The organism is Mycobacterium angelicum (assembly GCF_002086155.1).
GTDB lineage: Bacteria > Actinomycetota > Actinomycetes > Mycobacteriales > Mycobacteriaceae > Mycobacterium > Mycobacterium angelicum.
On record NZ_MVHE01000012.1, the window covers coordinates 69,899 to 90,996 of the forward strand.

Consider the following 21,098-nt stretch of genomic DNA (forward strand, 5'->3'; position numbering starts at 1 on the left):
GGCAATCAGCCCACCGCTACTCGGCGACAGCCTCGGTATCGGGTAGCCGGGTCTCCAGCGCACCCGAGCGGCGCATGGCGCCCAACGGATCGGCGTAGAGCCCGGCCAGCGACACCAGACCCGCGCCGGCTTCCTGCACCCGGTTGCCGAACACGGTGACGCGCACATCGCGCGGCGGCAGCACCGAGCGCGCGGCGAAAGCCGCCTCGACCCGCTCCATCCCTTCCGGATACTCGGTGAACGCCTGACCGCCGACCACCAGCTCGTCGGGATTGAGCAGGTCGCGCAGCAGTGCCACCGCCTCCCCGAGCACCCGGGCCCGCTCGGCCAGCAGCTCCTTAGCCTGCTGGTTGCCCGATCGCGCCACGCGCAACAGGTCGGTGATCGCGGTGGCCGAGCCGCCGGTCCGGGTGCCCTGTCCGACCCCGGGCAGGATCCGCAGCCGGCGGGCAGCCGCCAGCACCGCTTCGTCGCTGACCGTGGACTCGAGCTGCCCGGAATCCCCGAGCAGCTCGGACTGGGCCGGCAAGGCGGCAATCGTGCCCGGGCCGCTGGCCGGGCAGTGCACCCGGCCGCCGATCACCAGCGCATAACCCACGGTTTCGCGGGCGTAGACGTACAGGCTGGTCGGCGAAGTGGGCGCGAACCGCCGCATGCCGAGCAGCAATTCCGCCCCGGCCATGGCGTCGACGTGGGATGCCACCGACACCGGCAGACCCAGCACGTCGGCCAGCACGGGTCCCACCGGCGCCTGGCGCCAGCCCAGTCGCGGGTGATCGACATGTCCGGTGGTGCCGTCGACCACACCACCGATCGATACGCCGACCCACAACGGGCGGCGCCGATGCCAGCGCCGCAGGTAACGCCCGGCGCTGTCGGCCAGCGACGTCAGGGCCGACCCGGCGGCATTGAGCGGCGTGGGCGTTTCGACCGTGTCGAGCGTGCGGCCGAACAAGTCGGTCGCCACGATGCTCGTCGTCCGCGCACCGATGTGGATGCCCAGCGTGACGAACGGTTCGTGGTTGACCTCCACGGGAACGCGGGGGCGCCCGATGGCACCGGAAACCGCCAGGTCGGCTCGCTCGCGCAGCAGACCCGCCTCCAGCAGCGCGATCACTTGGCGGTTCACCGTCGCGATGCTCAGCGAGGTGACTTTGGCGATGACGTCACGGCCGACCGGCCCGCGCAGCCGCACGGCACGGAAGACCGCCGCCGCCGCGGAGTCGGACAAGTGCAGCGAAGGCGGTACGACTTGGCGATGGGACCGCGGTTGCGTACCCCGCCGACTAGGCGGCCGGTTAGTGGAATGAGGGGTGAGAGTTGGTGAGTGCACGGATGTCCTTAAGTCCTGGTTCATTGGCCGGTCCTTGGCCACACCTGCTGACGTTTTCGGGGTCAGGCGCGGCAAAGTGCGCGGCAACAACACGCACCCGCCGCGAAAAGACACGCGGTGGTGGTGTTGAACAAGGCGCTGAGGTGCACACGCAAAATTTAGCACGTTTATTAGAGTTGTTCCGATGACAACAGCCGACGCGTCCAAACGTGTTGCGGTAATCACCGGCGCCAGTTCCGGAATCGGCGAGGCGACCGCTAAAATGCTTGCCGCCCAGGGGTTTCACGTGGTTGCCGTGGCGCGCCGGGCAGACCGGATCACCGCGCTGGCCGACGAGATCGGCGGTACGGCGGTTGTGACCGACGTCACTGACGCCGCGGCGGTCGACGCGCTGGCCAACGGATTGGGCCGGGTGGATGTGCTGGTTAACAACGCCGGTGGTGCGCGCGGACTGGAATCGGTCATCGACGCCGATCTCGAGCACTGGCGCTGGATGTGGGAGACCAACGTGCTGGGCACCCTGCGGGTGACCCGCGCGCTGCTGCCCAAGCTGATCGCTTCCGGAGACGGGCTGGTGGTCACCATCACCTCGATCGCCGCGCTGGAGGTCTACGACGGCGGCGCCGGCTACACGGCGGCCAAGCATGCCCAGGGCGCGCTGCACCGCACCCTGCGCGGGGAATTGCTGGGCAAGCCGGTCCGGCTCACCGAAATCGCCCCCGGCGCGGTCGAGACCGAGTTTTCACTGGTTCGCTTTGACGGGAATCAGCAACGTGCCGATGCCGTCTACGCCGGCATGACACCGCTGGTTGCCGCCGACGTCGCGGAAGTGATCGGGTTCGTGGCCTCCCGGCCTTCACACGTCAACCTGGATCAAATCATCATCCGGCCGCGTGACCAGGCCTCAGCTACCCGTAGGGCTAACCACCTGGCCTAGACGGTGCCGTCGTGGGCGTACCGGACAAGGTGGGAGCCGTCGACGGTGTGGCCGGCGCGGTGACGGGAATCTGAGTTCCCGGCGTCCGGCCGGTCGGACGTGGCAGCGCCGACATCGACACCCAGGTGTCCCAGTCAACGGCCCAGTCCCAAATGTCGCCGTCGGAGTAGGACAGCTGGATCGAGCTGCCGGTCACCTCGACGGGGTCGCCGTACATGGCGGTGTGGAAGTACTCCTCGGCGTTGTCCGTCGACAGGTTGATGCAGCCATTGGTGACGTTGCTGTTGCCCTGTGCCCCGGCGCTCATCGGGTTGGCGTGGATGAACTCGCCGTTGTTGGAGATCCGCACCGCCCAGCGCTCGTGCACGTTGCTGTAGCCCGCGGCCGGGTTGGACATGTAGAAGTCGGCGTATTTCTCGGTGACGACGTGGATGCCGTTGCGGGTGACGTTGCGCGCCTTGTCGGCCTCGCCGTAGCTGCACGGGAAGTCCATGATGACGCCGGCGTCGGTGACGACCTGGATGCGGTGCGAGGAAACCTCGGCCTTGACCACCTGCCGACGGCCGATCTGGATGTTCAACGACATGTCCTGCAGGCCGTACGCGCCATCGCCGAAGGGCAGTCCGTACAACTTGGCGTCCACGGCCACCGTGGTACCCGCCGGGTAGTACTCGCGGGGGCGGTAGTGGATGCGAGCGCCGGCAGCCTCATCCGGCAGCCAGGCCCAGCTGCCCTCGACGGGCGGGTTGGTGGTCACGGTCAGCGCCCGCTCGACGGCGGCCTTGTCGCTGATCGGGGCGTCGAACTGGATGATGATCGGCGCCGCGACGCCGACGGTCTGGCCGTCGGCCAACTGGAATCCGCCGTCGACCTTTTTCCTCGGCGTCACGGTGGTGAACTTGCCCGCGAGGGGAATGGCCTTCCCGTCGTGGCCGACGGCCGAACCGCTCCAGCTATAGGTCGAGTCGTAGCCCAGCGGCTCGGTGATCGTGTAGACGGTGCGGTCCTGGCTGTAACTGCCGGCCACCACCTTGCCGGACGTATTGGTCAGCGCGACCCGCTGGAACCAGCCGTCGGTCACCTCGACGCTGATCGCCGAAATCGGTACCACGTCGTCGGCGGCGTTGTTCGGCCGGTACGTCAGGCGCGCCGCGGGTGGCGGCGCCTTCTCGGCCTGCTTCATGACTTTGCCGGCGCAAGCGGCCAAAACGTTGGGCGCCAGCACCCCGACCCCGAGGGCCGTCAACGCCAGGCGCCGATTGATCGGCCCTTGGCTTTTGGGGGTGCTGGAGGTGCTCACGAGAGTCAAAGATACCGGGCGAAAAGCCCACTCCCCCACCGCGAAGCAGCGCGGCGGGGGTTCTTCTACGTTTCTAGAGCACGAAACTAGCAGCTACAACACACACCCGACCAGGACAGGTTCGGGTTGCAGTGTGATACCAAACACATCACAAACCCCATCTCTAACAGTGCGCGCCAATTGCAGCACGTCCTCGGCGGTGGCACCGCCGCGATTGGTCAAGGCCAGCGCGTGTTTAGTGGACAGCCGGCAGCGCGCGTTCTCGTCATCCGGATACCCTTTGCCGAAGCCGGCCCGCTCGACCAGCCAGCCGGCGGCGAGCTTGATCCCGTCCGGCGCCGGATAGTTCGGCACCGGCCCGTCCATGCGACTCGCCAACCGCTCGTAGACCTCCGGGGCGACCACCGGATTGGTGAAGAAGGAACCCACGCTCCAGGTGTCGTGATCGGTCGCGTCGAGCACCATGCCCTTGCGCCCCCGCAGCGTCAGCACCGCCTCCCGCACGGCCTGCGGGTCGGCGCGGTCGCCCGGTGCCGCCCCCAACGCGGCCGTCAGCTCGCCGTAGCGCAACGGCGCACTGCGCCCGGACGGATCGAGCGCGAACTCCACTTCCAGGACCACAGCGGGCGTGTGGAGGCCGTCAGCGTGCTTCAGCACGCTAGTGCGATAGCCGAACCGCAACTCGGCCGCGGGCACCCATCGCACCGCTCCGCTGGCGCGATCCAACAGCCGCACCCGGGTGATGGTGTCGGACACTTCGGTGCCATAGGCCCCCACGTTCTGTACCGGCGTGGCCCCCGCCGACCCCGGGATCCCGGACAGGCATTCCAGCCCGCCCAGGCCGCGCTCGATGGATCTGACGACCACGTCGTCCCACACCGCGCCGGCCTCCGCGCGGACCAGGTTGCCGTCGAAGCTGATCGCGTTGTTGGCCAGCCGCACCACGGTCAGCTCGCCAACGGCGTCACCGATCACCAGATTGGACCCGCCAGCAAACACCAACACCGGGCCTTCGTCCCCGCCGCGGGCTCCCTCGTCCAGCTCTCGCAACACGGCGATCACCTGATCGGTGCTGTCGCAGGTAATTACGCGCCGCGCCACCGGTCCGACCCGCAACGTGGTCAACGGGGCCAGCGGCACCGACTCGCTGGCGCGAGCACCGGCAAAGTGCAAACCCGACTCGCCCCGTTTCATGGCCCGTAACGGTAGCCTCACCAGCTATGCCGCGTTCATTCGACATGTCGGCCGATTACGAAGGCAGCGTCGAAGAAGTTCACCGGGCTTTCTACGAAGCGGATTACTGGACTGCCCGGCTGGCCGAAACCCCGGTGGACATCGCCACCATCGAGTCGATGCGGTTGGGCGGCACTTCCGGAGCCGACGGCAGCATCGAGGTGACCACCGTGCAGACGGTGTGCAGCCACAACCTGCCCGCCCTGGTCACCCAGTTGCATCGGGGCGATCTGTCCGTGCGGCGCGAGGAGATCTGGACGCCGATCACCGACGGCGTTGCGACGGTGTCCATTGCCGGATCGATAGTCGGTGCGCCGGTGAACCTGTGGGGCACCGGCGTGCTTTCGCCGAAGGAGGAAACCGGCGGCTCCCGGATGTCGGCGCAGCTCACCATTCAGGTCCGGATTCCCATCATCGGCGGCAAGCTGGAGCGACTGATCGGCACCCAGTTGCGCGAGTTGGTGGCCATCGAACAGCGCTTCACCACGCTGTGGATCGCGGACAACGTCTGAGCGTTCCTTCTAGGCTGGCGGTCATGCGAATCGCGTTGGCACAGATTCTCAGCGGCACCGACCCGGCCGCGAATCTGCTGCAGGTGCGCGAGTACGCCGAACAGGCCGCCGCGGCGGGGGCGAAGCTGGTGGTCTTCCCGGAGGCGACCATGTGCCGGTTCGGCGTCCCGCTGGAACCGATCGCGGAGCCCGTCGACGGCCCCTGGGCCGAGGGTGTTCGCCGGATCGCGACCGACGCCGGCATCACGGTGATCGCCGGCATGTTCACCCCCGCGGGCGACGGACGGGTGACGAACACGCTGATCGCAGCCGGGCCTGGCGCTCCCAACGATCCCGACGCCCACTATCACAAGATTCATCTGTACGACGCGTTCGGCTTCAAGGAGTCGCGCACGGTCGCACCCGGTCATGACCCGGTAGTGATCTCCGTCGACGGCGTCGCGGTCGGGCTAACCGTTTGCTACGACATCCGTTTTCCGGCGCTCTACACCGAACTGGCCCGGCGCGGCGCCCAGCTGATCGTGGTCTGCGCGTCCTGGGCCTCCGGTCCCGGCAAACTCGAGCAATGGACCCTGCTGGCCCGGGCCAGGGCGCTGGACTCGATGAGCTACCTCGCCGCGGCTGGTCAGGCAGACCCCGGCGGCGCGTTGACCAGCGCAGGAGCGCCGACCGGCGTGGGCGGCAGCCTGATCGCCTCGCCGTTGGGCGAGGTCATCGCGTCGGCCGGGGGCGAGCCGCAACTTCTGATCGCCGACATCGACGTGAACAACGTCTCCACGGCTCGTGACAACATCGCGGTGCTGCGGAACCACACAAGCTTTGCTCAGGTTGATAGGGCAGAATCGCCAGAGTGACGAATCCGCAAGGACCACCGAACGATCCGTCGACATGGGGGCGTCCTGGCAATCAAGGGCCGCTGGGCCGGCCCCCCGCACCCGGCGAAGCTCCCGGCGGCCGACTGCATCAGAACCAGCCGCCACCCAGCCCCGCCCCCGGTCAAGACCCCACGATGGCCAGCCAGGTGCCACAAGAGACCCAGCCCCTGACCGCGGCCAATGCCGACGCCCACCGGGCCGCCGCGGCGCCGCCGCCCAGCCCGCCCGCTGACCGCACGACGTCGCTGGCCACGCCGGAGGAAGAGCCGGAGGAGGGGAAGAAAAAGCGGCGCCGCCGGCGCGACCCGCTGTCCATCTTCCTGGTCCTGATCATCGTGTTCGCGCTCGTGCTCGCCGGGTTGATCGGCGCCGAGCTCTACGCCCGCAACCAAGCCAACAGCAAGGTCGCGGCGGCCGTGGCCTGCGAGGTCAAGGACCAGGCCACCGCTTCGTTCGGGGTGGCGCCGCTGCTGCTGTGGCAGCTTGCGACCCGCCACTTCACCAACATCTCGGTGGAGACGGCAGGCAATCAGGTACGCGACGCCAAGGGCATGAAGCTGCAAATCTCCATCCAGAACGTGCAGCTCAAAGAGACCCCCAATTCCGCGGGCACGCTCGGCGCGCTGGATGCCACCATCAGCTGGACGGCGGACGGCATCAAGCAGTCCGTGCAGAACGCGATACCGATCCTGGGTGAATTCGTTACCAGCAGCGTGACCACTCACCCCAGCGACGGCACGATCGAACTGAAGGGCATGCTCAACGACATCGTGGCCAAGCCGGTGGTCTCCGGTAACGGCATCGACCTGCAGATCGTCAGCTTCAACACGCTCGGCTTTTCACTGCCGAAAGAAACCGTGCAATCCACCCTGAACGAATACATGGGCAACCTGACCAAGAACTATCCGTTGGGTATTCACGCTGACAGCGTGCAAGTCACGTCGACCGGTGTGGTGAGCCATTTCTCCACCCGCAACGCGACGATCCCCACCGGCGGCCAGAACCCCTGTTTCGCGAATATCTGACGCGCTCAAGCCGGCCCGAGGCCGTCCAGCACGGCCCGGGTGCCCGACAAGCCCAGCCTGGTCGCCCCGGCGTCCAGCATCGCGACGGCATCGGCCGCGGTGCGGATGCCACCGCTGGCCTTGATTCCGAGCCGTCCGCCGACCGTCTTGGCCATCAATTCGACGGCCTGCACCGTCGCCCCGCCCGCGGGATGAAAACCCGTGGAGGTCTTGACGAAATCCGCGCCGGCGTCCTCAGCGGCGCGACACGTGTCGATCAGCGTGGCTGCATTGCCCCGCATAAGCAGCACCGCCGACTCCACGATCACCTTGAGCACCCTTTCGGCCGCGGCGGCGCGGACCGCCGCGATGTCCGACCGGACGGCTTCGAAATCGCCCGCGAGGGCGGCGCCGACGTCGATGACCATGTCGACCTCGCCGGCCCCAGCCGCGACCGCTTCAGTGGCCTCCAGCGCCTTGACCGCGGAGAGGTGTTTGCCCGACGGGAATCCGGCGACCGTCGCGACGCGTATCTGACCGGCGTGCACGGCGACGGGCACCAGCGACGGCGACACGCAAACCGCGTAGACGCCGAGTTCGGCCGCTTCGGCAACCAGTGCGACGACGTCTTCAGGGGTCGCTTCGGGCTTGAGCAGGGTGTGGTCGACCAGTGCCGCCAGCTCCTCCCGGGTGGGCCGGCCCGGCACTAAAACGGTTCTTCCGGGCCGCCCGGGTTGCAAGCGGACGCCAGCATCTCGGCGTCGTCGACGACCGGCCGCCATGGCTCCAAGTTCCAGCTGGTCTTGCCGGGCTCGGCGATTTCGGCCAGCTGCCAGTGACAGTCGAACTGCGCGCGCATGCCGGGCGTATTGGCCTCGGGTGACAGCGCGAGCACCTCAACCCAGGCTTCGTCGGCGCCCGTCGTGCCGGTCTGCCGGGAAGCCAGGCGTCCCGCGGACGTCGGATAGACCCGCAGGCTGGTACCAGTCCCGTAAGCCGCCCATTGGGTGTGGTCGACATAAGGCGGCGGCGGCGTCGGGCCCGATGCAGCGGCCCCGGAATCAGCGGCGACGGGAGCGGCACCGAGCACGGCGACCAGCGCCGTCGCCGATGCGGCAACTACTGACTTCATCCCCTAGCGCGACTTGCCCTGAATGTCGAGAAGCTTGGGACGCACGTCAACCAGGTAAACACCGGCCGCGCAGGCCGCTATCGCGATCCCCAGCACGCCGAACACGAAACCGAGGATGGAGGTCAGTGCAACAGCGGCGCCGAGGATCACCAGCCAGACCGGCTTGGTCAGTTTGTCGGCAGCGGTATAGGCGTCCGGCCGCTGCAGCGCTGCGTGCACAAACGCATACACCGTCATCACCAGGACGGCGACCTGCAAGACGAACATGACGGTACCTACGAGGTGGCTCACGCAATAAGACTATGCGGGTTGCGCCAAAAACGTCGACTCCGAGTCGCCCACAGGCGACTCGGAGTCGATGATCCTTCTGGTCCGAGCCGCCCCACAGGCGACTCGGAGTCGATGATCCTTCTGGTCCGAGCCGCCCCACAGGCGACTCGGAGTCGATGATCCTTCTGGTCCGAGTCACCCAAGTGGGTGACTCGGAGTCGATGATGTTTCCTTAAAAGGCGAGCCAGAACTTACTTCTGGGTGACCTTCTTGGCCGGAGCCTTCTTGGCCGGAGCCTTCTTGGCCGGAGCGGCCTTCTTGGCCGGAGCAGCCTTCTTGGCCGGGGCCTTCTTGGCTTCCGCCTTCTTCGGCAGCTCGATACCGACCAGCTTGGCGGCACGCTCACCCACGGCCCGCGTCTGCGTGGCGACGGTACCCAGCGCTTCCTGGGTCAGCTCCACAGCCTGGTCGACGTAGCCCTCGGCGCGCGCCGAGGCGTCCTCGAAGGCCGACTGGCTGCGCAGCCGCTCCAGAGCGGCCTCGCCGCGCTCGACCAGCTCGTTGTAGCGGCTGGTGGCGGCCTCCAGGTAACCCTCGGCGGCCTTGCGCAGCTCGTCGGTGGTGAAGCGCTCACGCAGCTCGGCGACCTGCTCGGGCAGCTCCTCCTGCAGCTTGGTCAGGCGAGCGCGGCTCTCCTCGACCCGGCTGCGGGTGTCCGTGCGGGTCTCCTCGGCACGCTCACGCAGGTTGGCGATCAGGTCGTTGACGGTGGCCAGGGCCAAGTCGGCGGCACCAAGCGCGGCAAGCAACGGAGCCTTCAGGTCGTCGATGTTCGTGTTTTCAGCCATGGTGATTCCTTTCATGGATTGTTTTCGTTATCGGCGTTATTGGGCGTTATTGCAATTAAGTCTGCGGAGTTGGTGGCAAGCGGCGCCTCCTCTGGGAAGGAGAATCAAGACCCGTGGATTGACGTGGCACGCGGCTTGCTGGAAAACCTCCTGATTGGTCGGGTCGGTTGTTGTCGAGTTCTCTGGTGACAGCTTCTTATTTGGAAGGCGCCTACGACGCCGGGCGGTTTGCCCTCATATGTGCAGCCACTAACTCATCCCCTCTGTCGGGTAACCCGACTGTCGGCGGTCTAGACCTCGCCGGCGCACCCGCCTGGTGCCTGATCGCTCAAACACTCTTCGCGGGCCGCATCGTTTTGCTGGGTAAACGACGCGTAGATGTCCAGCAGAATCTGCTTCTGACGCTCGGTGATCGCCGTGTCGGTGATGATGGCGTCACGCACCTGACTGGTTTCTCTGGGTTCGAGAATCCCGGCTCGAACGTAGAGAACCTCGGCGGAAACCCGCAGCGCCTTGGCGATCTGGGCCAGAACATCGGCGGACGGCTTGCGCAGTCCACGCTCCACCTGGCTCAGATACGGGTTGCTGACTCCGGACCGTTCGGCGAGCTGCCGCATCGAAACCTGCGCTGTCTCGCGCTGGGTTCGGATGAAGCTACCGATGTCGGAGGCTTTAGTGGACACTTTCGCGCCCAAGTTCTCCTCCGGAGACATCGGTTACTCCTCGTATCAGCTGGTAACAGCTTCGTCGTTTACGGCCCCCAGGGTACGTACAGGTGCTTGCTTTTGCAAGCGCTTTGTTAGCACCCTCTCAGAACAGGAACTGCGCGACGGCGTAAATGGTCAGCCCGGCCAGCGCTCCTACCACGGTTCCGTTGATCCGAATGAACTGCAAGTCGCGACCGACGTGAAGTTCGATACGCCGGCTGGCTTCCTGGGCATCCCAGCGTTCGATCGTTTCGGTGATGATCGCGGTGATCTCCACCCCATATTGCGAGACCAGATGCTGTGCGGCGCGCACCATCCAGTTGTCGACCTTGTCCCGCAGTTCGGCGTCGTCGCGCAGCGATTCGCCGATTTGGATCACGGCGTCGGCAATGCGGGTACGCAGCGCACTCGACGGATCGTCGACACCCTCGAGGACCAGCCGCTTGAGCGTTTTCCAAGCTGTGGCCGCGGCGTTGGCGATCTCGTCGCGGGCCATCAGCTGCTCTTTGACGGCGTCGGCGCGGGCAATGGTGTCCGGGTCGTTCTGCAGGTCATCGGCGAATTCGAACAGGAACCGGGTCGCCGAACGGCGCAGCTCGTGGTCGGGGTTGCGGCGCACCTTGTCGGTGAAGTCCATCAACTCGCGGTGAATCCGGTCACCTACGAGGTGGTCGACGAACCGCGGCGACCAGGTCGGCGAATCGCGCTCGACCACCCGCTGGATGACCACCCCGGCGTTCAGCGACCACTGAAACGCCCGATCGGCCAGCAATTGCAGCAACGCCTCCTGCCGGTTCTCGGCCAGCAGAGTCTGCAGGACCCGGCCCACCGGCGGGCCCCATTGCGGTTCGGCGATGCGGCGCACGATCATCTTGTCGATCACCTGCTGGACGTCCTCGTCACGCAGCAACTCCACCAGCACCCTGAGCACCGTCGCCGCCTCGGACGCCACCCGCTCGGCGTGTGCCGGCTCAGACAGCCACTTTCCCAAGCGGCTGGGCACCTGGGCGTCCAGCAGCTTGGTCTCCACGACCGGCGCGGACAGGAAGTTTTCCCGGACAAAGGTGCCCAGGCCCTCGCCGAGCTGATCCTTCTTGCGCTTGATGATGGCGGTGTGCGGGATTGGAATGCCCAGCGGATGCTTGAACAGTGCCGTCACGGCGAACCAGTCCGCCAGAGCGCCCACCATGCCGGCTTCCGCGGCAGCCCCGACGAAACCGACCCACACCGGCGCGGCACCATGCGCCTGCACCCAGCGACAAACCAGGAAGACGACCGTGGCGCCGACCAGGAAGCCCAGCGCCACCACTTTCATCCGGCGCAGCGCCGTCCGCCGCTCGGCGTCGGCCTGGGGGTCGGCTCCGGCGAACGATTCCGCGAATGAAGTACGGGCTTGCGTACGCGGCGCGCCGCCCGTCGGCCCCCCCGTCGGCCCCCGCGTCGGCCCCCGCGTCGGCAAAGCCCTATGTGCCACGACACCATCATCCGCCATCTCGACCACCGATTAGTGTTACCCACACTGGTCAAAAGGCTCACGCGGTCCGGCGCATCCGCCAAACGCGAAGCCGTAAGCCGTAGTATGCAAGGCGTCTAGTCGACGGAAATAGGCGAAAGTGGCGGAGCGTATCCCAGCCGTGACAGTGAAAACGGATGGCCGGAAGAGGCGCTGGCATCAGCACAAGGTAGAGCGCCGCAATGAGTTGGTGGATGGCACGATTGTGGCCATTCGCCGGCACGGCCGGTATCTGAGCATGGACGAGATCGCGGCGGAGATCGGGGTCTCCAAGACGGTGCTGTACCGCTACTTCGTCGACAAGAACGACCTCACGACCGCGGTGATGATGCGGTTCACCCAGACGACCCTGATTCCCAATATGGCCGCCGCCCTGACGTCGAACCTGGACGGTTTCGATCTGACCCGCGAGATCATCCGGGTCTACGTCGACACCGTGGCCGACGAACCCGAGCCGTACCGGTTCGTGATGGCCAACAGCTCGGCCAGCAAGAGCAAGGTGATCGCCGACTCCGAGCGGATCATCGCCCGCATGATCGCGGTGTTGCTGCGCCGGCGCATGCAGCAAGTCGGGATGGACACCGGCGGAGTCGAACCGTGGGCCTACCTGATCGTCGGTGGCGTGCAATTGGCCACCCACTCGTGGATGTCGGATCCGCGGATGAGCCGCGACCAGCTCATCGACTACCTGACCATGCTCAGCTGGAACGCGCTGTGCGGCATCGTCGAGGTCGGCGGGTCGCTGGACGAGTTCCGCGCCCGGCCGCATCCGTCGCCGATCGTGTCCCGACGCGACCCGTCCAGCCCGGACTAGGTCGCTACCCAGCCGGTCCTGACCGGCGCAGCGCGCTCGTGTGCTGTGACCTTGGCCATGATGGCCGGCTGCTACGTGCTGGTACGCACTGGTCGCCAGTGCCGTCGCGCCGACGGCGATGCCGTGCCGCGCGCCGCCGGTCGTCCTGGCGCTGCCCCGGGTGGCGAAAGCGTGGGCTCAATTTCCCGTCAGCGCCCTGACCAGCCGCCGGCCGGATTTCCGGTGTGGCCGTTGTGGCACACGAAGCTGGCTCGGCTGCCCCGGCGCCAAGCCGGCGCCCTGTCGATCGCGGCCCGGCCATCAGCTCCGCGCTGCCAATGTGATGACTTCGCCGGTTGCGCGGATTCGTAAGCGGAATGCGGCTTTCACCGTTTCAACGGCTAGCATGCATGGGATGCATTCGGGGGCAGCCCAGGTTGCGTATTTGGCATTTATCGGATCAGTTGCCTGAACGCCTCCGAGATACAGAAAGGCTCACATCGTAATGGCCGTGCAGCTCAAGCCGCATTTCGAGAACGTGCAAGCTCATTATGACCTCTCCGACGACTTCTTCCGGTTGTTCCTCGACCCGACGCAGACCTACAGCTGCGCCTACTTCGAGCGCGACAACATGACGCTGGAAGAGGCGCAGCTCGCCAAGGTCGACTTGGCGCTGGGAAAGCTGAAGCTCGAGCCCGGGATGACGCTGCTGGACATCGGTTGCGGCTGGGGCGGCACCATGCGGCGTGCCATCGAGAAGTACGACGTCAACGTGATCGGTTTGACGCTGTCGGAGAACCAGGCCGCCCATGTGCAGAAGATGTTCGACGAGATGGACACCAGCCGCAGCCGGCAGGTCTTGCTGGAGGGCTGGGAGAAGTTCCACGACCCCGTCGACCGGATCGTGTCGATCGGTGCGTTCGAGCACTTCGGCCGCCAGCGTTACCCGCGCTTCTTCAAGATGGCCTACGAGGCGTTGCCGAGCGACGGCATCATGCTGCTGCACACCATCGCCCGCCCCACCTTCAAAGAGGCCAGGGCCAAGGGGCTGCCGCTGACCCACGAGGTCGTCCACTTCAGCCAGTTCATCCTGGCTGAGATCTTTCCGGGCGGTTGGCTGCCGACCATCCCGTCGGTCGAAGAGCACTCGACGGCAGCTGGTTTCAAGGTGACTCGGATCCAGTCGCTGCAGCTGCACTACGCGCGGACCCTGGAGATCTGGGCGGCCGCGCTGGAAGAAAACCGGGAACAGGCGATCGCAATCCAGTCGGAGAAGGTTTACGACCGCTACATGAAGTACCTGACCGGCTGCGCCAAGCTGTTCCGCCAGGGCTACACCGACATCGACCAATTCACATTGGAGAAGTAGCCAGCCGGCTCAGTACTGGTAGAAACCCCGGCCGGATTTCTTGCCCAGCTGGCCGGCCTCCACCATCCGCAACAACAACGGCGGCGGTCCGTAGTGCGGTTCCTTGAACTCTTCGTAGAGCTTGTCCGCGATCAGCTTGAGCGTGTCCAGACCGACGAGATCCGAGAGCCGCAGCGGGCCCATCGGATGCGACAGCCCGGCGACGACGGCCTTGTCGACGTCTTCGATGGTGGCGAAGCCGGCCTCGACCATCCGGATCGCCGACAGCAGATACGGCACCAGCAGCGCGTTCACCACAAAGCCCGACCGGTCCGAACACCGCACGACCTGTTTGCCTAGCACTGCGCTGGCAAACTCCTCGGTACGAGCCGCAGCGGCGGGGTCGGTGACCAGTGTGCTGACCAGTTCGACCAGGGGAAGCACGGGGACCGGATTGAAGAAGTGCAGCCCCAGCACCCGCTGTGGGTTCTTGGTGGCGGCGGCGATCTTCATGATCGGGATGCTGGAAGTGTTGGACGCCAGCACCGCTTCGGGGTCGGTGACGACCTGATCGAGTTTCGCGAAGATCTCGGCCTTGACCGACTCGTCCTCAACGATGGCTTCGATGACCAGCTGCCGGTCGGCCAAGTCGCTGAGGTCGGTGGTGAAGGTCAATTGGCTAAGCGCACGGTCGCGTTCGCGCTCGGTCACCTTGCCCGCACTGACGCCGCGCTCCAGCGACTTCACGATGCGGTTGCGCCCCGCGGTGATCAGCGCCTCGGTCGTCTCGAACACGGTCACCTCAACGCCGGCGCGCACCGACACCTCGGCGATTCCCGAGCCCATCTGCCCGGCTCCGATGACCCCTACCCGCTGGATGGCTGCATCGCTCACTGTTCGTTCTCTTTCTGGCGAGTCGTATTGTCTTGCACCGCAATAGGCCCCGCCCAGGTTGGCTGGGCGGGGCCTACGCTGTCAACTTCTACTCGGTGCGCCGAGCGTGTAGTCAGTGCGAAAATTCGGCCGAATATTCGCTATAGCTGCACGCTCGGCGTGACCGCAGCTCAGTGAAACTGACCCTCTTCGGTCGAGCCCGCCAGCGCGGTGGTCGACGAGTTGGGGTCAACCGTGGTGGCGATCCGGTCGAAGTAACCGGCACCGACCTCGCGCTGGTGCTTGGTCGCGGTGTAGCCGCGCTCCTCGGCGTCGAACTCGCGCTCCTGCAGCTCGACGTAGGCGCTCATCTGGTTGCGGGCGTAGCCGTAGGCCAGATCGAACATCGAGTAGTTGAGTGCGTGGAAGCCGGCCAGCGTGATGAACTGGAACTTGAATCCCATTGCGCCAAGCTCCTTTTGGAACTTCGCGATGGTGGCGTCGTCGAGGTGCTTCTTCCAGTTGAACGACGGCGAGCAGTTGTAGGCCAGCATCTGGTCGGGGAACTCGGCCTTGACACCCTCGGCGAACTTGGCGGCCAGCTCGAGGTCCGGCGTACCGGTCTCCATCCAGATCAGGTCCGAGTAGGGCGCGTAGGCCTTGGCCCGGGCGATGCAGGGCTCGAGGCCGTTCTTGACCCGGTAGAACCCTTCCTTGGTCCGCTCACCGGTGATGAACGGCTGGTCGCGCTCGTCGACGTCAGAGGTGATCAGGGTGGCTGCCTCGGCGTCGGTGCGCGCGATCACGACGGTCGGGACGTCGGCGACGTCGGCCGCCAGGCGTGCCGAGGTCAGCGTGCGGATGTGCTGCTGGGTCGGGATCAGCACCTTGCCACCGAGGTGGCCGCACTTCTTCTCCGACGCGAGCTGGTCCTCCCAGTGCGACCCCGCAACACCCGCGGCGATCATCGCCTTCTGCAGCTCGTAGACGTTCAGCGCACCGCCGAAGCCGGCCTCACCGTCGGCGACGATCGGGGCAAGCCAGTTCTCCACGGAGGTGTCGCCCTCGACCTTGGCGATCTGGTCGGCACGCAACAACGCGTTGTTGATCCGCCGGACCACCTGCGGCACCGAGTTGGCCGGGTACAGGCTCTGGTCGGGGTAGGTGTGGCCGGACAGGTTCGCGTCACCGGCGACCTGCCAACCGGACAGGTAGATGGCCTTGAGGCCGGCACGCACCTGCTGGACGGCCATGTTGCCGGTCAGGGCGCCCAGCGCGTTGACGAATTCGAGCTCGTGCAGCTGCTTCCACAGCACCTCGGCGCCACGACGGGCCAGCGTGCTCTCCTCGACGACGCTGCCCTGCAGGGCGACGACGTCGGCAGGGGTGTAGGTGCGAGTGATGCCCTTCCACCGCGGGTTAGTGTCCCAGTCCTGCTGGATCTGCTCGGGGCTCTTGGGCGTGCCAACGACAGACATCGATACTCCTTAACGATCATGGCTAGGTTCGAAAAGCCGCACCAACCAGCAGCGCTGCGACTCAACTTCACTGGTGTGCTAACCCGACAATGACATACCCAATTCCCGCTGGTCCACCCATTTCACTTGCGAATCTCCGCTATGACTTGCGGTCATTTTGCGAAGCTTGCGAAGCCTCGCATTTACTGAACCGTTTCAGAAAATACCGGCCGGTGGCCCGAATCCGCAGGTCAGCAGCTAATTTACCGGGACGCTTGTCCGGTTAAAGTTTGAACAGCGCAGCGACGGCTTTCGTTTCGTCTCCGACCGCATATGTGAGCGTTGTAACAGTGCGGTCGGCCAGGCCGGGACCGAATTGTTCAGTCGAACCAGCCGGATGCACGTGGGAGATGATCTCCAGCTTGTTGCCCAGCGCCACCGGCGCCTCGTGCTCGATGGTCACCCGCAGCGGTCCCGCGAGCAGTTCGCCGTGGGAGGCCAGGTAGTCCTCGATCACGCTCCAATACACGGAGTTGTTCATATGGTCGAACAGGTCGATGTCGGTGACGCGGACCGGGAACTCGTGGATCTCCGTCGCGTCGTCCCGGCTGCCCGGCTTCAGGTAGCCCTTCCACCGCAGCCGCTCCACCGAGGTGGTCTTGTGCAGGCCGGCCAGGAAGTCGTCGGCGATGCGGGCCGGCATCTCGGTTTCCTTGTTCACGTGGATCCAGAACGCCTCGGACTCGATAAGGCCACCCTTGCGGCCGTCGACCCGCACCCGCATCTCACACCACCGGTTCGAGGTGCCCGAACACCACCGCCGGCAGCGCAGCATGTCCTGGAATTCGATCGGCCGGATCAGGTCGACCATGGTGCGCCGGACAATCCACAGCGGATGGGTCTCCTCGAAACCCATTTCGCGCAGCTGGTCCTGCCCGATGTCCTGGATGTGCCGGCAAGCCGCATCCAACCGCAGCCGCCCGGTGCGGTCGATGTCGCCGACTCGAAGTGGCCATTCGCGGTCGAATACGTCGGGGTGACCGTCGGGCACCGGCATCAATATTTTGTCCAGGCTCACGGCGCTACTCCCCATTTCCTCCTCTGAACCTCAGGTCTAACCTGAGCACGTCGATGCGAATCATGCCAACGACGTCGCCGAAATTCCAACCGGACACCCGCCAGACAGTCCGTGCAAAGTCTGCTAACCATCCCTTCGCAACTCCGGGTACGCTGAACCGAGTGTCCAAGACGTTCGTGGGCTCACGGGTTCGCCAGCTGCGAAATGAGCGCGGGTTCAGCCAGGCTGCGCTGGCCCAGATGCTGGATATCTCACCGAGCTATCTGAACCAGATCGAACATGACGTCCGGCCGCTGACCGTGGCCGTGCTGCTCCGGATCACCGAGGTATTCGGTGTGGACGCTACGTTCTTCGCCTCCCAGGACGACACCCGGCTGGTTGCCGAGCTGCGAGAGGTGACCCTGGACCGCGACCTGGATATCGACATCGACGCGCCCGAGGTCGCCGAATTGGTCGGTGCTCATCCGGCGTTCGCGCGCGCCGTGGTCAATCTGCACCGCCGCTACCGGATAACGACCGCTCAACTGGCCGCCGCCACCGAGGAGCGCTATTCCGACGGCAGCGGCAGCGGCTCGATCACGATGCCGCACGAAGAGGTGCGCGACTACTTCTACCAACGCCAGAACTACCTGCACGAGCTGGACACCGCCGCCGAAGACCTGACGATCCAGATGCGGATGCATCACGGAGACCTGATCCGCGAGTTGACCCGCCGGCTCACCGAGATGCACGGGGTGCGCATCAACAGGAGGATCGATCTCGGCGATACCGTCCTGCACCGCTTCGACCCCAAGACCAAGACGCTGGAAATCAGCAACCACCTCTCGTCGGGCCAGCAGGTGTTCAAGATGGCGGCCGAATTGGCCTACCTCGAGTTCGGCGACCTGATCGACAGCATGGTCGAAGAAGGCAAGTTCACCAGCGACGAGTCCCACACCCTGGCCCGGCTGGGGCTGGCCAATTACTTCGCCGCGGCAGCCGTGTTGCCCTACCGCCAGTTTCACGACGTAGCCGAGAACTTCCGCTACGACGTCGAGCGGCTGTCCGCGTTCTACTCGGTGAGTTACGAGACCATCGCGCACCGCCTTTCCACGCTGCAGCGGCCATCGATGCGCGGCGTACCGTTCTCCTTCGTCCGGGTCGACCGTGCCGGGAACATGTCAAAGCGGCAGTCCGCCACCGGTTTTCACTTCTCCTCCAGCGGAGGCACCTGCCCGCTGTGGAACGTCTACGAGACGTTCGCCAACCCGGGCAAGATGCTGGTGCAGATCGCTCAGATGCCAGATGGCCGCAACTACATGTGGGTAGCCCGCACCGTGGAACGGCGCGCCGCCCGGTATGGTCAGCCCGGTAAAACCTTCGCGATCGGGCTCGGCTGCGAACTTCGGCATGCGCACCGGCTCGTCTACTCGGAAGGACTCGACTTGTCGGGGGACCCGAACATCACTGCGACGCCGATCGGCGCGGGCTGCCGTGTCTGTGAACGGGACAACTGCCCGCAACGGGCCTTTCCCGCGCTGGGGCGCGCCCTGGATATCGACGAACATCGCAGCACCGTGTCCCCGTACCTGGTGAAGCAACCATGAGCGGCCCTTCGGACGGCCAGGTCACGCGCATCCCATCGGGCAGATTGCGCCAGCTGGGGCCGGTCAACTGGGTGCTGGCGAAATTGGGTGCCCGCGCTGTTCGGGCCCCGGAGATGCATCTGTTCACCACGCTGGGGCATCGCCAGTCGTTGTTTTGGGCCTGGCTCGTCTACGGCGGCCGGGTACTGCGCGGGCGGCTGCCCCGGATCGATACCGAATTGGTGATTCTGCGCGTCGGGCATTTGCGGTCCTGTGAGTACGAACTGCAGCACCACCGCCGCATGGCGCGTGCCGCCGGGCTCGACGCGCAGACGCAGGCCACGATTTTCGCGTGGCCCGACGTTCCCGAAACCGGTGGTCCCCGAAGGGTTCTCAGTGCGCGCCAGCAAGCGCTGCTGAATGCGACGGATGAGTTGATCACGCAGCGGTCGATCACCACGGACACCTGGCAACAGCTGGCCACTCACCTCAACCGGCATCGGTTGATCGAATTCTGCATGCTGGCAACACATTACGACGGGCTGGCGGCAACTATTACCGCACTCGAGATCCCCTTGGACCACCCGCGGTAACGCTAGAAGTAGATATCAGCCAGCACGGCGAGCGTCAGCACCAACGGCAAAACCGGCAGACCGAACGCAAAGGCCGCCCATACTTGCTTGCGGCGCAGCCGCATCAGCATGCCCCCGATGACCGCGCCGACCGCCAGCGCACCGGAAAGTAGCAAGACCGCCAGGCTCCACTTACTCACGGTAGTGAGGTCGTCGCCGACCGAAATCGCCACCAGCCACAGAATGTAGCCGGCGAACAATCCGGCGAGGCCACCCAGCACAGTCTCCTTGCGCATGACTCAGAAGTTGATCATGTGGCCGACCAAGCCGTGGAAGCACTCCTGCAGCGCCTCGGACATCGTCGGATGGGTGTGCACGTTGCGCGCCAACTCGGTTGCCGTCAGATCCCATTTCTGCGCCAGCGTGAGCTCGGGCAGCAGCTCGGAAACATCGTGACCGATCAGGTGCCCGCCCAGCAGCTCGCCGTACTTGCCGTCGGCCACCAGTTTCACGAAGCCACTGGGGTCGCCGACGCCGTGCGCCTTGGCATTGGCCGTGAACGGGAACTTGGCGACCACGACGTCGTAACCCTCGTCGCGGGCCTGCTGCTCGGTTAGCCCGAAGCTGGCGACGTTGGGCTGGCAGAACGTTGCGCGCGGCAGCATGCGGTAGTCGCCGAGCGCCAAAGTCTCTGCGCCGGCGATGGTTTCGGCCGCAACCACACCCATCGCCTCCGCGACGTGGGCCAGCATCAGCTTACCGGTGACGTCGCCGATCGCGTAGATGTGGCTGACATTGGTGCGCATGTAGTCGTTGATGCCGATCGCCTTGCGGTCGGTCAGTGCGACGCCGGCGACATCGAGTCCATAGCCCTCGACGTTGGGCGCAAACCCGATGGCCTGCAACACTTTATCGGCCTTGAGTTCTTGCGCCTGGCCGTCTTTGCTGATGGCCACGGTGACTTCGGAACCGTTGTCGGAGATGGAGTCGACCTTGGTGCTGGTGAGAATTTTGACACCCAGCTTCTTGAACTGCTTCTCGATCTCCTTGGATACCTCGGCGTCCTCGTTGGGCAGCGCGCGCGGCAGGAATTCCACGATGGTCACGTCGACGCCGTAGTTCTTCAGCACGTAGCCGAACTCCATGCCGATCGCACCCGCGCCGGCGATGACGATCGATTTCGGCAGTTCCCGGGTCAGTATCTGTTCTTCGTAGGTCACCACGTTGTCCGACAGTGACGTGCCGGGCACCAACCTCGTGCTGCTGCCGGTGGCGATGATGACGTTGTCGAACGTGACAGTTTCCGTGCCACCTTCGTTGAGGTCGACCGACAGCGTGTTGGCGTCGGTGAATTTGCCGTAGCCGTGAATCTCGGTGATCTTGTTTTTCTTCATCAGGTAGTGCACACCGGCGACGCGACCCTCGGCCACCTTGCGGCTGCGGTCGAATGCGATTCCGTAATCGAAGGTGGCCTCGCCACTGATACCAAAGGCCTTGGCTTCCTTGGTGAAGATGTAGGCGAGTTCGGCGTTGCGCAAGAGGGCCTTGGACGGGATGCAGCCGACGTTGAGGCAGACGCCGCCCCAGTATTTCGGCTCGATGATTGCGGTGTTGAGGCCGAGCTGTGCGGCACGAATGGCCGCGACATATCCACCAGGGCCAGCCCCGAGAACGACGACGTCATAGTGAGTCACGGCCCCTACCCTAACGGCAGCGACGTCGAAAAGGACTGGCGACTTCACTGATTC

At 65.4% G+C, this 21,098-nt stretch carries 22 protein-coding genes; 8 read left to right on the top strand and 14 right to left on the bottom strand.

Annotated features, from left to right (window positions below; translation table 11 throughout):
• Nucleotides 1–16: 16 nt before the first annotated feature.
• Nucleotides 17–1,333, bottom strand: a complete 1,317-nt coding sequence (locus BST12_RS10840) for an ROK family protein (protein WP_245850236.1) — start codon at nt 1,331–1,333, stop codon at nt 17–19.
• Between the two features lie 184 nt (nt 1,334–1,517).
• Between BST12_RS10840 and BST12_RS10850 the strand changes: the two genes are divergently transcribed.
• Nucleotides 1,518–2,270 (top strand): SDR family NAD(P)-dependent oxidoreductase, encoded by a 753-nt coding sequence (locus BST12_RS10850; protein WP_083113121.1) that lies wholly within the window; start codon nt 1,518–1,520, stop codon nt 2,268–2,270.
• On the opposite strand, the gene BST12_RS10855 is transcribed toward BST12_RS10850, so the two are convergent.
• Nucleotides 2,254–3,609 (bottom strand): L,D-transpeptidase, encoded by a 1,356-nt coding sequence (locus BST12_RS10855; RefSeq protein WP_211281251.1) that lies wholly within the window; start codon nt 3,607–3,609, stop codon nt 2,254–2,256. The two genes, BST12_RS10850 and BST12_RS10855, sit on opposite strands and share 17 nt — an antisense overlap.
• Before the next feature lie 54 nt (nt 3,610–3,663).
• Nucleotides 3,664–4,764, bottom strand: a complete 1,101-nt coding sequence (locus BST12_RS10860) for a UDP-N-acetylmuramate dehydrogenase (RefSeq protein ID WP_083113123.1) — start codon at nt 4,762–4,764, stop codon at nt 3,664–3,666.
• A gap of 26 nt (nt 4,765–4,790) precedes the next feature.
• Between BST12_RS10860 and BST12_RS10865 the strand changes: the two genes are divergently transcribed.
• Genes BST12_RS10865 through BST12_RS10875 form a run of 3 tightly spaced genes read left to right on the top strand, consistent with a single transcriptional unit; the run spans nt 4,791 to nt 7,215 of the window.
• The gene (locus tag BST12_RS10865) at nt 4,791–5,315 is read left to right on the top strand and encodes a DUF2505 domain-containing protein (RefSeq protein ID WP_083113124.1); all 525 of its coding nucleotides are present in this window, start codon (nt 4,791–4,793) and stop codon (nt 5,313–5,315) included.
• Between the two features lie 23 nt (nt 5,316–5,338).
• Nucleotides 5,339–6,169 carry a carbon-nitrogen hydrolase family protein gene (locus tag BST12_RS10870; RefSeq protein WP_083113125.1) on the top strand — a complete coding sequence of 277 codons (831 nt, stop codon included), beginning with the start codon at nt 5,339–5,341 and terminating at the stop codon, nt 6,167–6,169.
• The gene (locus BST12_RS10875; protein ID WP_211281252.1) at nt 6,166–7,215 is read left to right on the top strand and encodes an LmeA family phospholipid-binding protein; all 1,050 of its coding nucleotides are present in this window, start codon (nt 6,166–6,168) and stop codon (nt 7,213–7,215) included. Before BST12_RS10870 ends, BST12_RS10875 begins: the two co-directional genes overlap by 4 nt.
• Before the next feature lie 5 nt (nt 7,216–7,220).
• On the opposite strand, the gene deoC is transcribed toward BST12_RS10875, so the two are convergent.
• From deoC to BST12_RS10905, 6 genes are all read right to left on the bottom strand, one after another.
• Nucleotides 7,221–7,901, bottom strand: a complete 681-nt coding sequence (gene deoC / locus BST12_RS10880) for a deoxyribose-phosphate aldolase (protein WP_083113127.1) — start codon at nt 7,899–7,901, stop codon at nt 7,221–7,223.
• The gene (locus BST12_RS10885; RefSeq protein WP_083113128.1) at nt 7,901–8,326 is read right to left on the bottom strand and encodes a DUF2599 domain-containing protein; all 426 of its coding nucleotides are present in this window, start codon (nt 8,324–8,326) and stop codon (nt 7,901–7,903) included. Before BST12_RS10885 ends, deoC begins: the two co-directional genes overlap by 1 nt.
• Before the next feature lie 3 nt (nt 8,327–8,329).
• Complete coding sequence (locus BST12_RS10890; RefSeq protein WP_083113129.1) at nt 8,330–8,617, bottom strand: DUF2516 family protein; 288 nt, start codon at nt 8,615–8,617, stop codon at nt 8,330–8,332.
• 230 nt (nt 8,618–8,847) lie between these two features.
• Nucleotides 8,848–9,444 carry a heparin-binding hemagglutinin HbhA gene (gene hbhA / locus BST12_RS10895; RefSeq protein WP_083113182.1) on the bottom strand — a complete coding sequence of 199 codons (597 nt, stop codon included), beginning with the start codon at nt 9,442–9,444 and terminating at the stop codon, nt 8,848–8,850.
• Nucleotides 9,445–9,734: 290 nt separating this feature from the next.
• Nucleotides 9,735–10,157 (bottom strand): helix-turn-helix domain-containing protein, encoded by a 423-nt coding sequence (locus tag BST12_RS10900; RefSeq protein WP_083113130.1) that lies wholly within the window; start codon nt 10,155–10,157, stop codon nt 9,735–9,737.
• A 97-nt stretch (nt 10,158–10,254) separates the two neighbouring features.
• The gene (locus BST12_RS10905) at nt 10,255–11,643 is read right to left on the bottom strand and encodes a DUF445 domain-containing protein (protein ID WP_083113183.1); all 1,389 of its coding nucleotides are present in this window, start codon (nt 11,641–11,643) and stop codon (nt 10,255–10,257) included.
• 121 nt (nt 11,644–11,764) lie between these two features.
• Here BST12_RS10905 and BST12_RS10910 point away from each other — a divergent pair, with 121 nt between their 5' ends.
• Together BST12_RS10910 and pcaA are read left to right on the top strand one after the other, a co-directional pair.
• On the top strand, nt 11,765–12,478 hold the full coding sequence (locus BST12_RS10910) for a TetR/AcrR family transcriptional regulator (protein WP_083113131.1): 714 nt from the start codon (nt 11,765–11,767) through the stop codon (nt 12,476–12,478).
• 484 nt (nt 12,479–12,962) lie between these two features.
• Nucleotides 12,963–13,826: a cyclopropane mycolic acid synthase PcaA gene (gene pcaA, locus BST12_RS10915; protein ID WP_083113132.1), complete on the top strand. Its 864-nt coding sequence runs from the start codon at nt 12,963–12,965 to the stop codon at nt 13,824–13,826.
• A gap of 9 nt (nt 13,827–13,835) precedes the next feature.
• Here pcaA and BST12_RS10920 read toward each other — a convergent pair whose 3' ends face one another.
• From BST12_RS10920 to BST12_RS10930, 3 genes are all read right to left on the bottom strand, one after another.
• The gene (locus BST12_RS10920; RefSeq protein WP_083113133.1) at nt 13,836–14,699 is read right to left on the bottom strand and encodes a 3-hydroxybutyryl-CoA dehydrogenase; all 864 of its coding nucleotides are present in this window, start codon (nt 14,697–14,699) and stop codon (nt 13,836–13,838) included.
• A gap of 170 nt (nt 14,700–14,869) precedes the next feature.
• Complete coding sequence (aceA, locus tag BST12_RS10925; protein WP_083113134.1) at nt 14,870–16,156, bottom strand: isocitrate lyase; 1,287 nt, start codon at nt 16,154–16,156, stop codon at nt 14,870–14,872.
• 262 nt (nt 16,157–16,418) lie between these two features.
• Entirely contained in the window at nt 16,419–17,213 is a 795-nt protein-coding gene (locus BST12_RS10930) for an acyl-[acyl-carrier-protein] thioesterase (protein ID WP_083113184.1), read from the bottom strand.
• Nucleotides 17,214–17,374: 161 nt separating this feature from the next.
• On the opposite strand from BST12_RS10930, the gene ramB reads away from it, so the two are divergent.
• Together ramB and BST12_RS10940 are read left to right on the top strand one after the other, a co-directional pair.
• Nucleotides 17,375–18,799 (top strand): acetate metabolism transcriptional regulator RamB, encoded by a 1,425-nt coding sequence (ramB, locus tag BST12_RS10935; RefSeq protein WP_083113135.1) that lies wholly within the window; start codon nt 17,375–17,377, stop codon nt 18,797–18,799.
• The gene (locus BST12_RS10940) at nt 18,796–19,371 is read left to right on the top strand and encodes a carboxymuconolactone decarboxylase family protein (protein ID WP_083113136.1); all 576 of its coding nucleotides are present in this window, start codon (nt 18,796–18,798) and stop codon (nt 19,369–19,371) included. The genes ramB and BST12_RS10940 overlap by 4 nt, the downstream gene beginning before the upstream one ends.
• Before the next feature lie 2 nt (nt 19,372–19,373).
• On the opposite strand, the gene BST12_RS10945 is transcribed toward BST12_RS10940, so the two are convergent.
• Complete coding sequence (locus BST12_RS10945) at nt 19,374–19,646, bottom strand: hypothetical protein (protein WP_083113137.1); 273 nt, start codon at nt 19,644–19,646, stop codon at nt 19,374–19,376.
• 3 nt (nt 19,647–19,649) lie between these two features.
• Nucleotides 19,650–21,044 carry a dihydrolipoyl dehydrogenase gene (gene lpdA / locus BST12_RS10950; protein ID WP_083113138.1) on the bottom strand — a complete coding sequence of 465 codons (1,395 nt, stop codon included), beginning with the start codon at nt 21,042–21,044 and terminating at the stop codon, nt 19,650–19,652.
• Between the last annotated feature and the right edge of the window lie 54 nt (nt 21,045–21,098).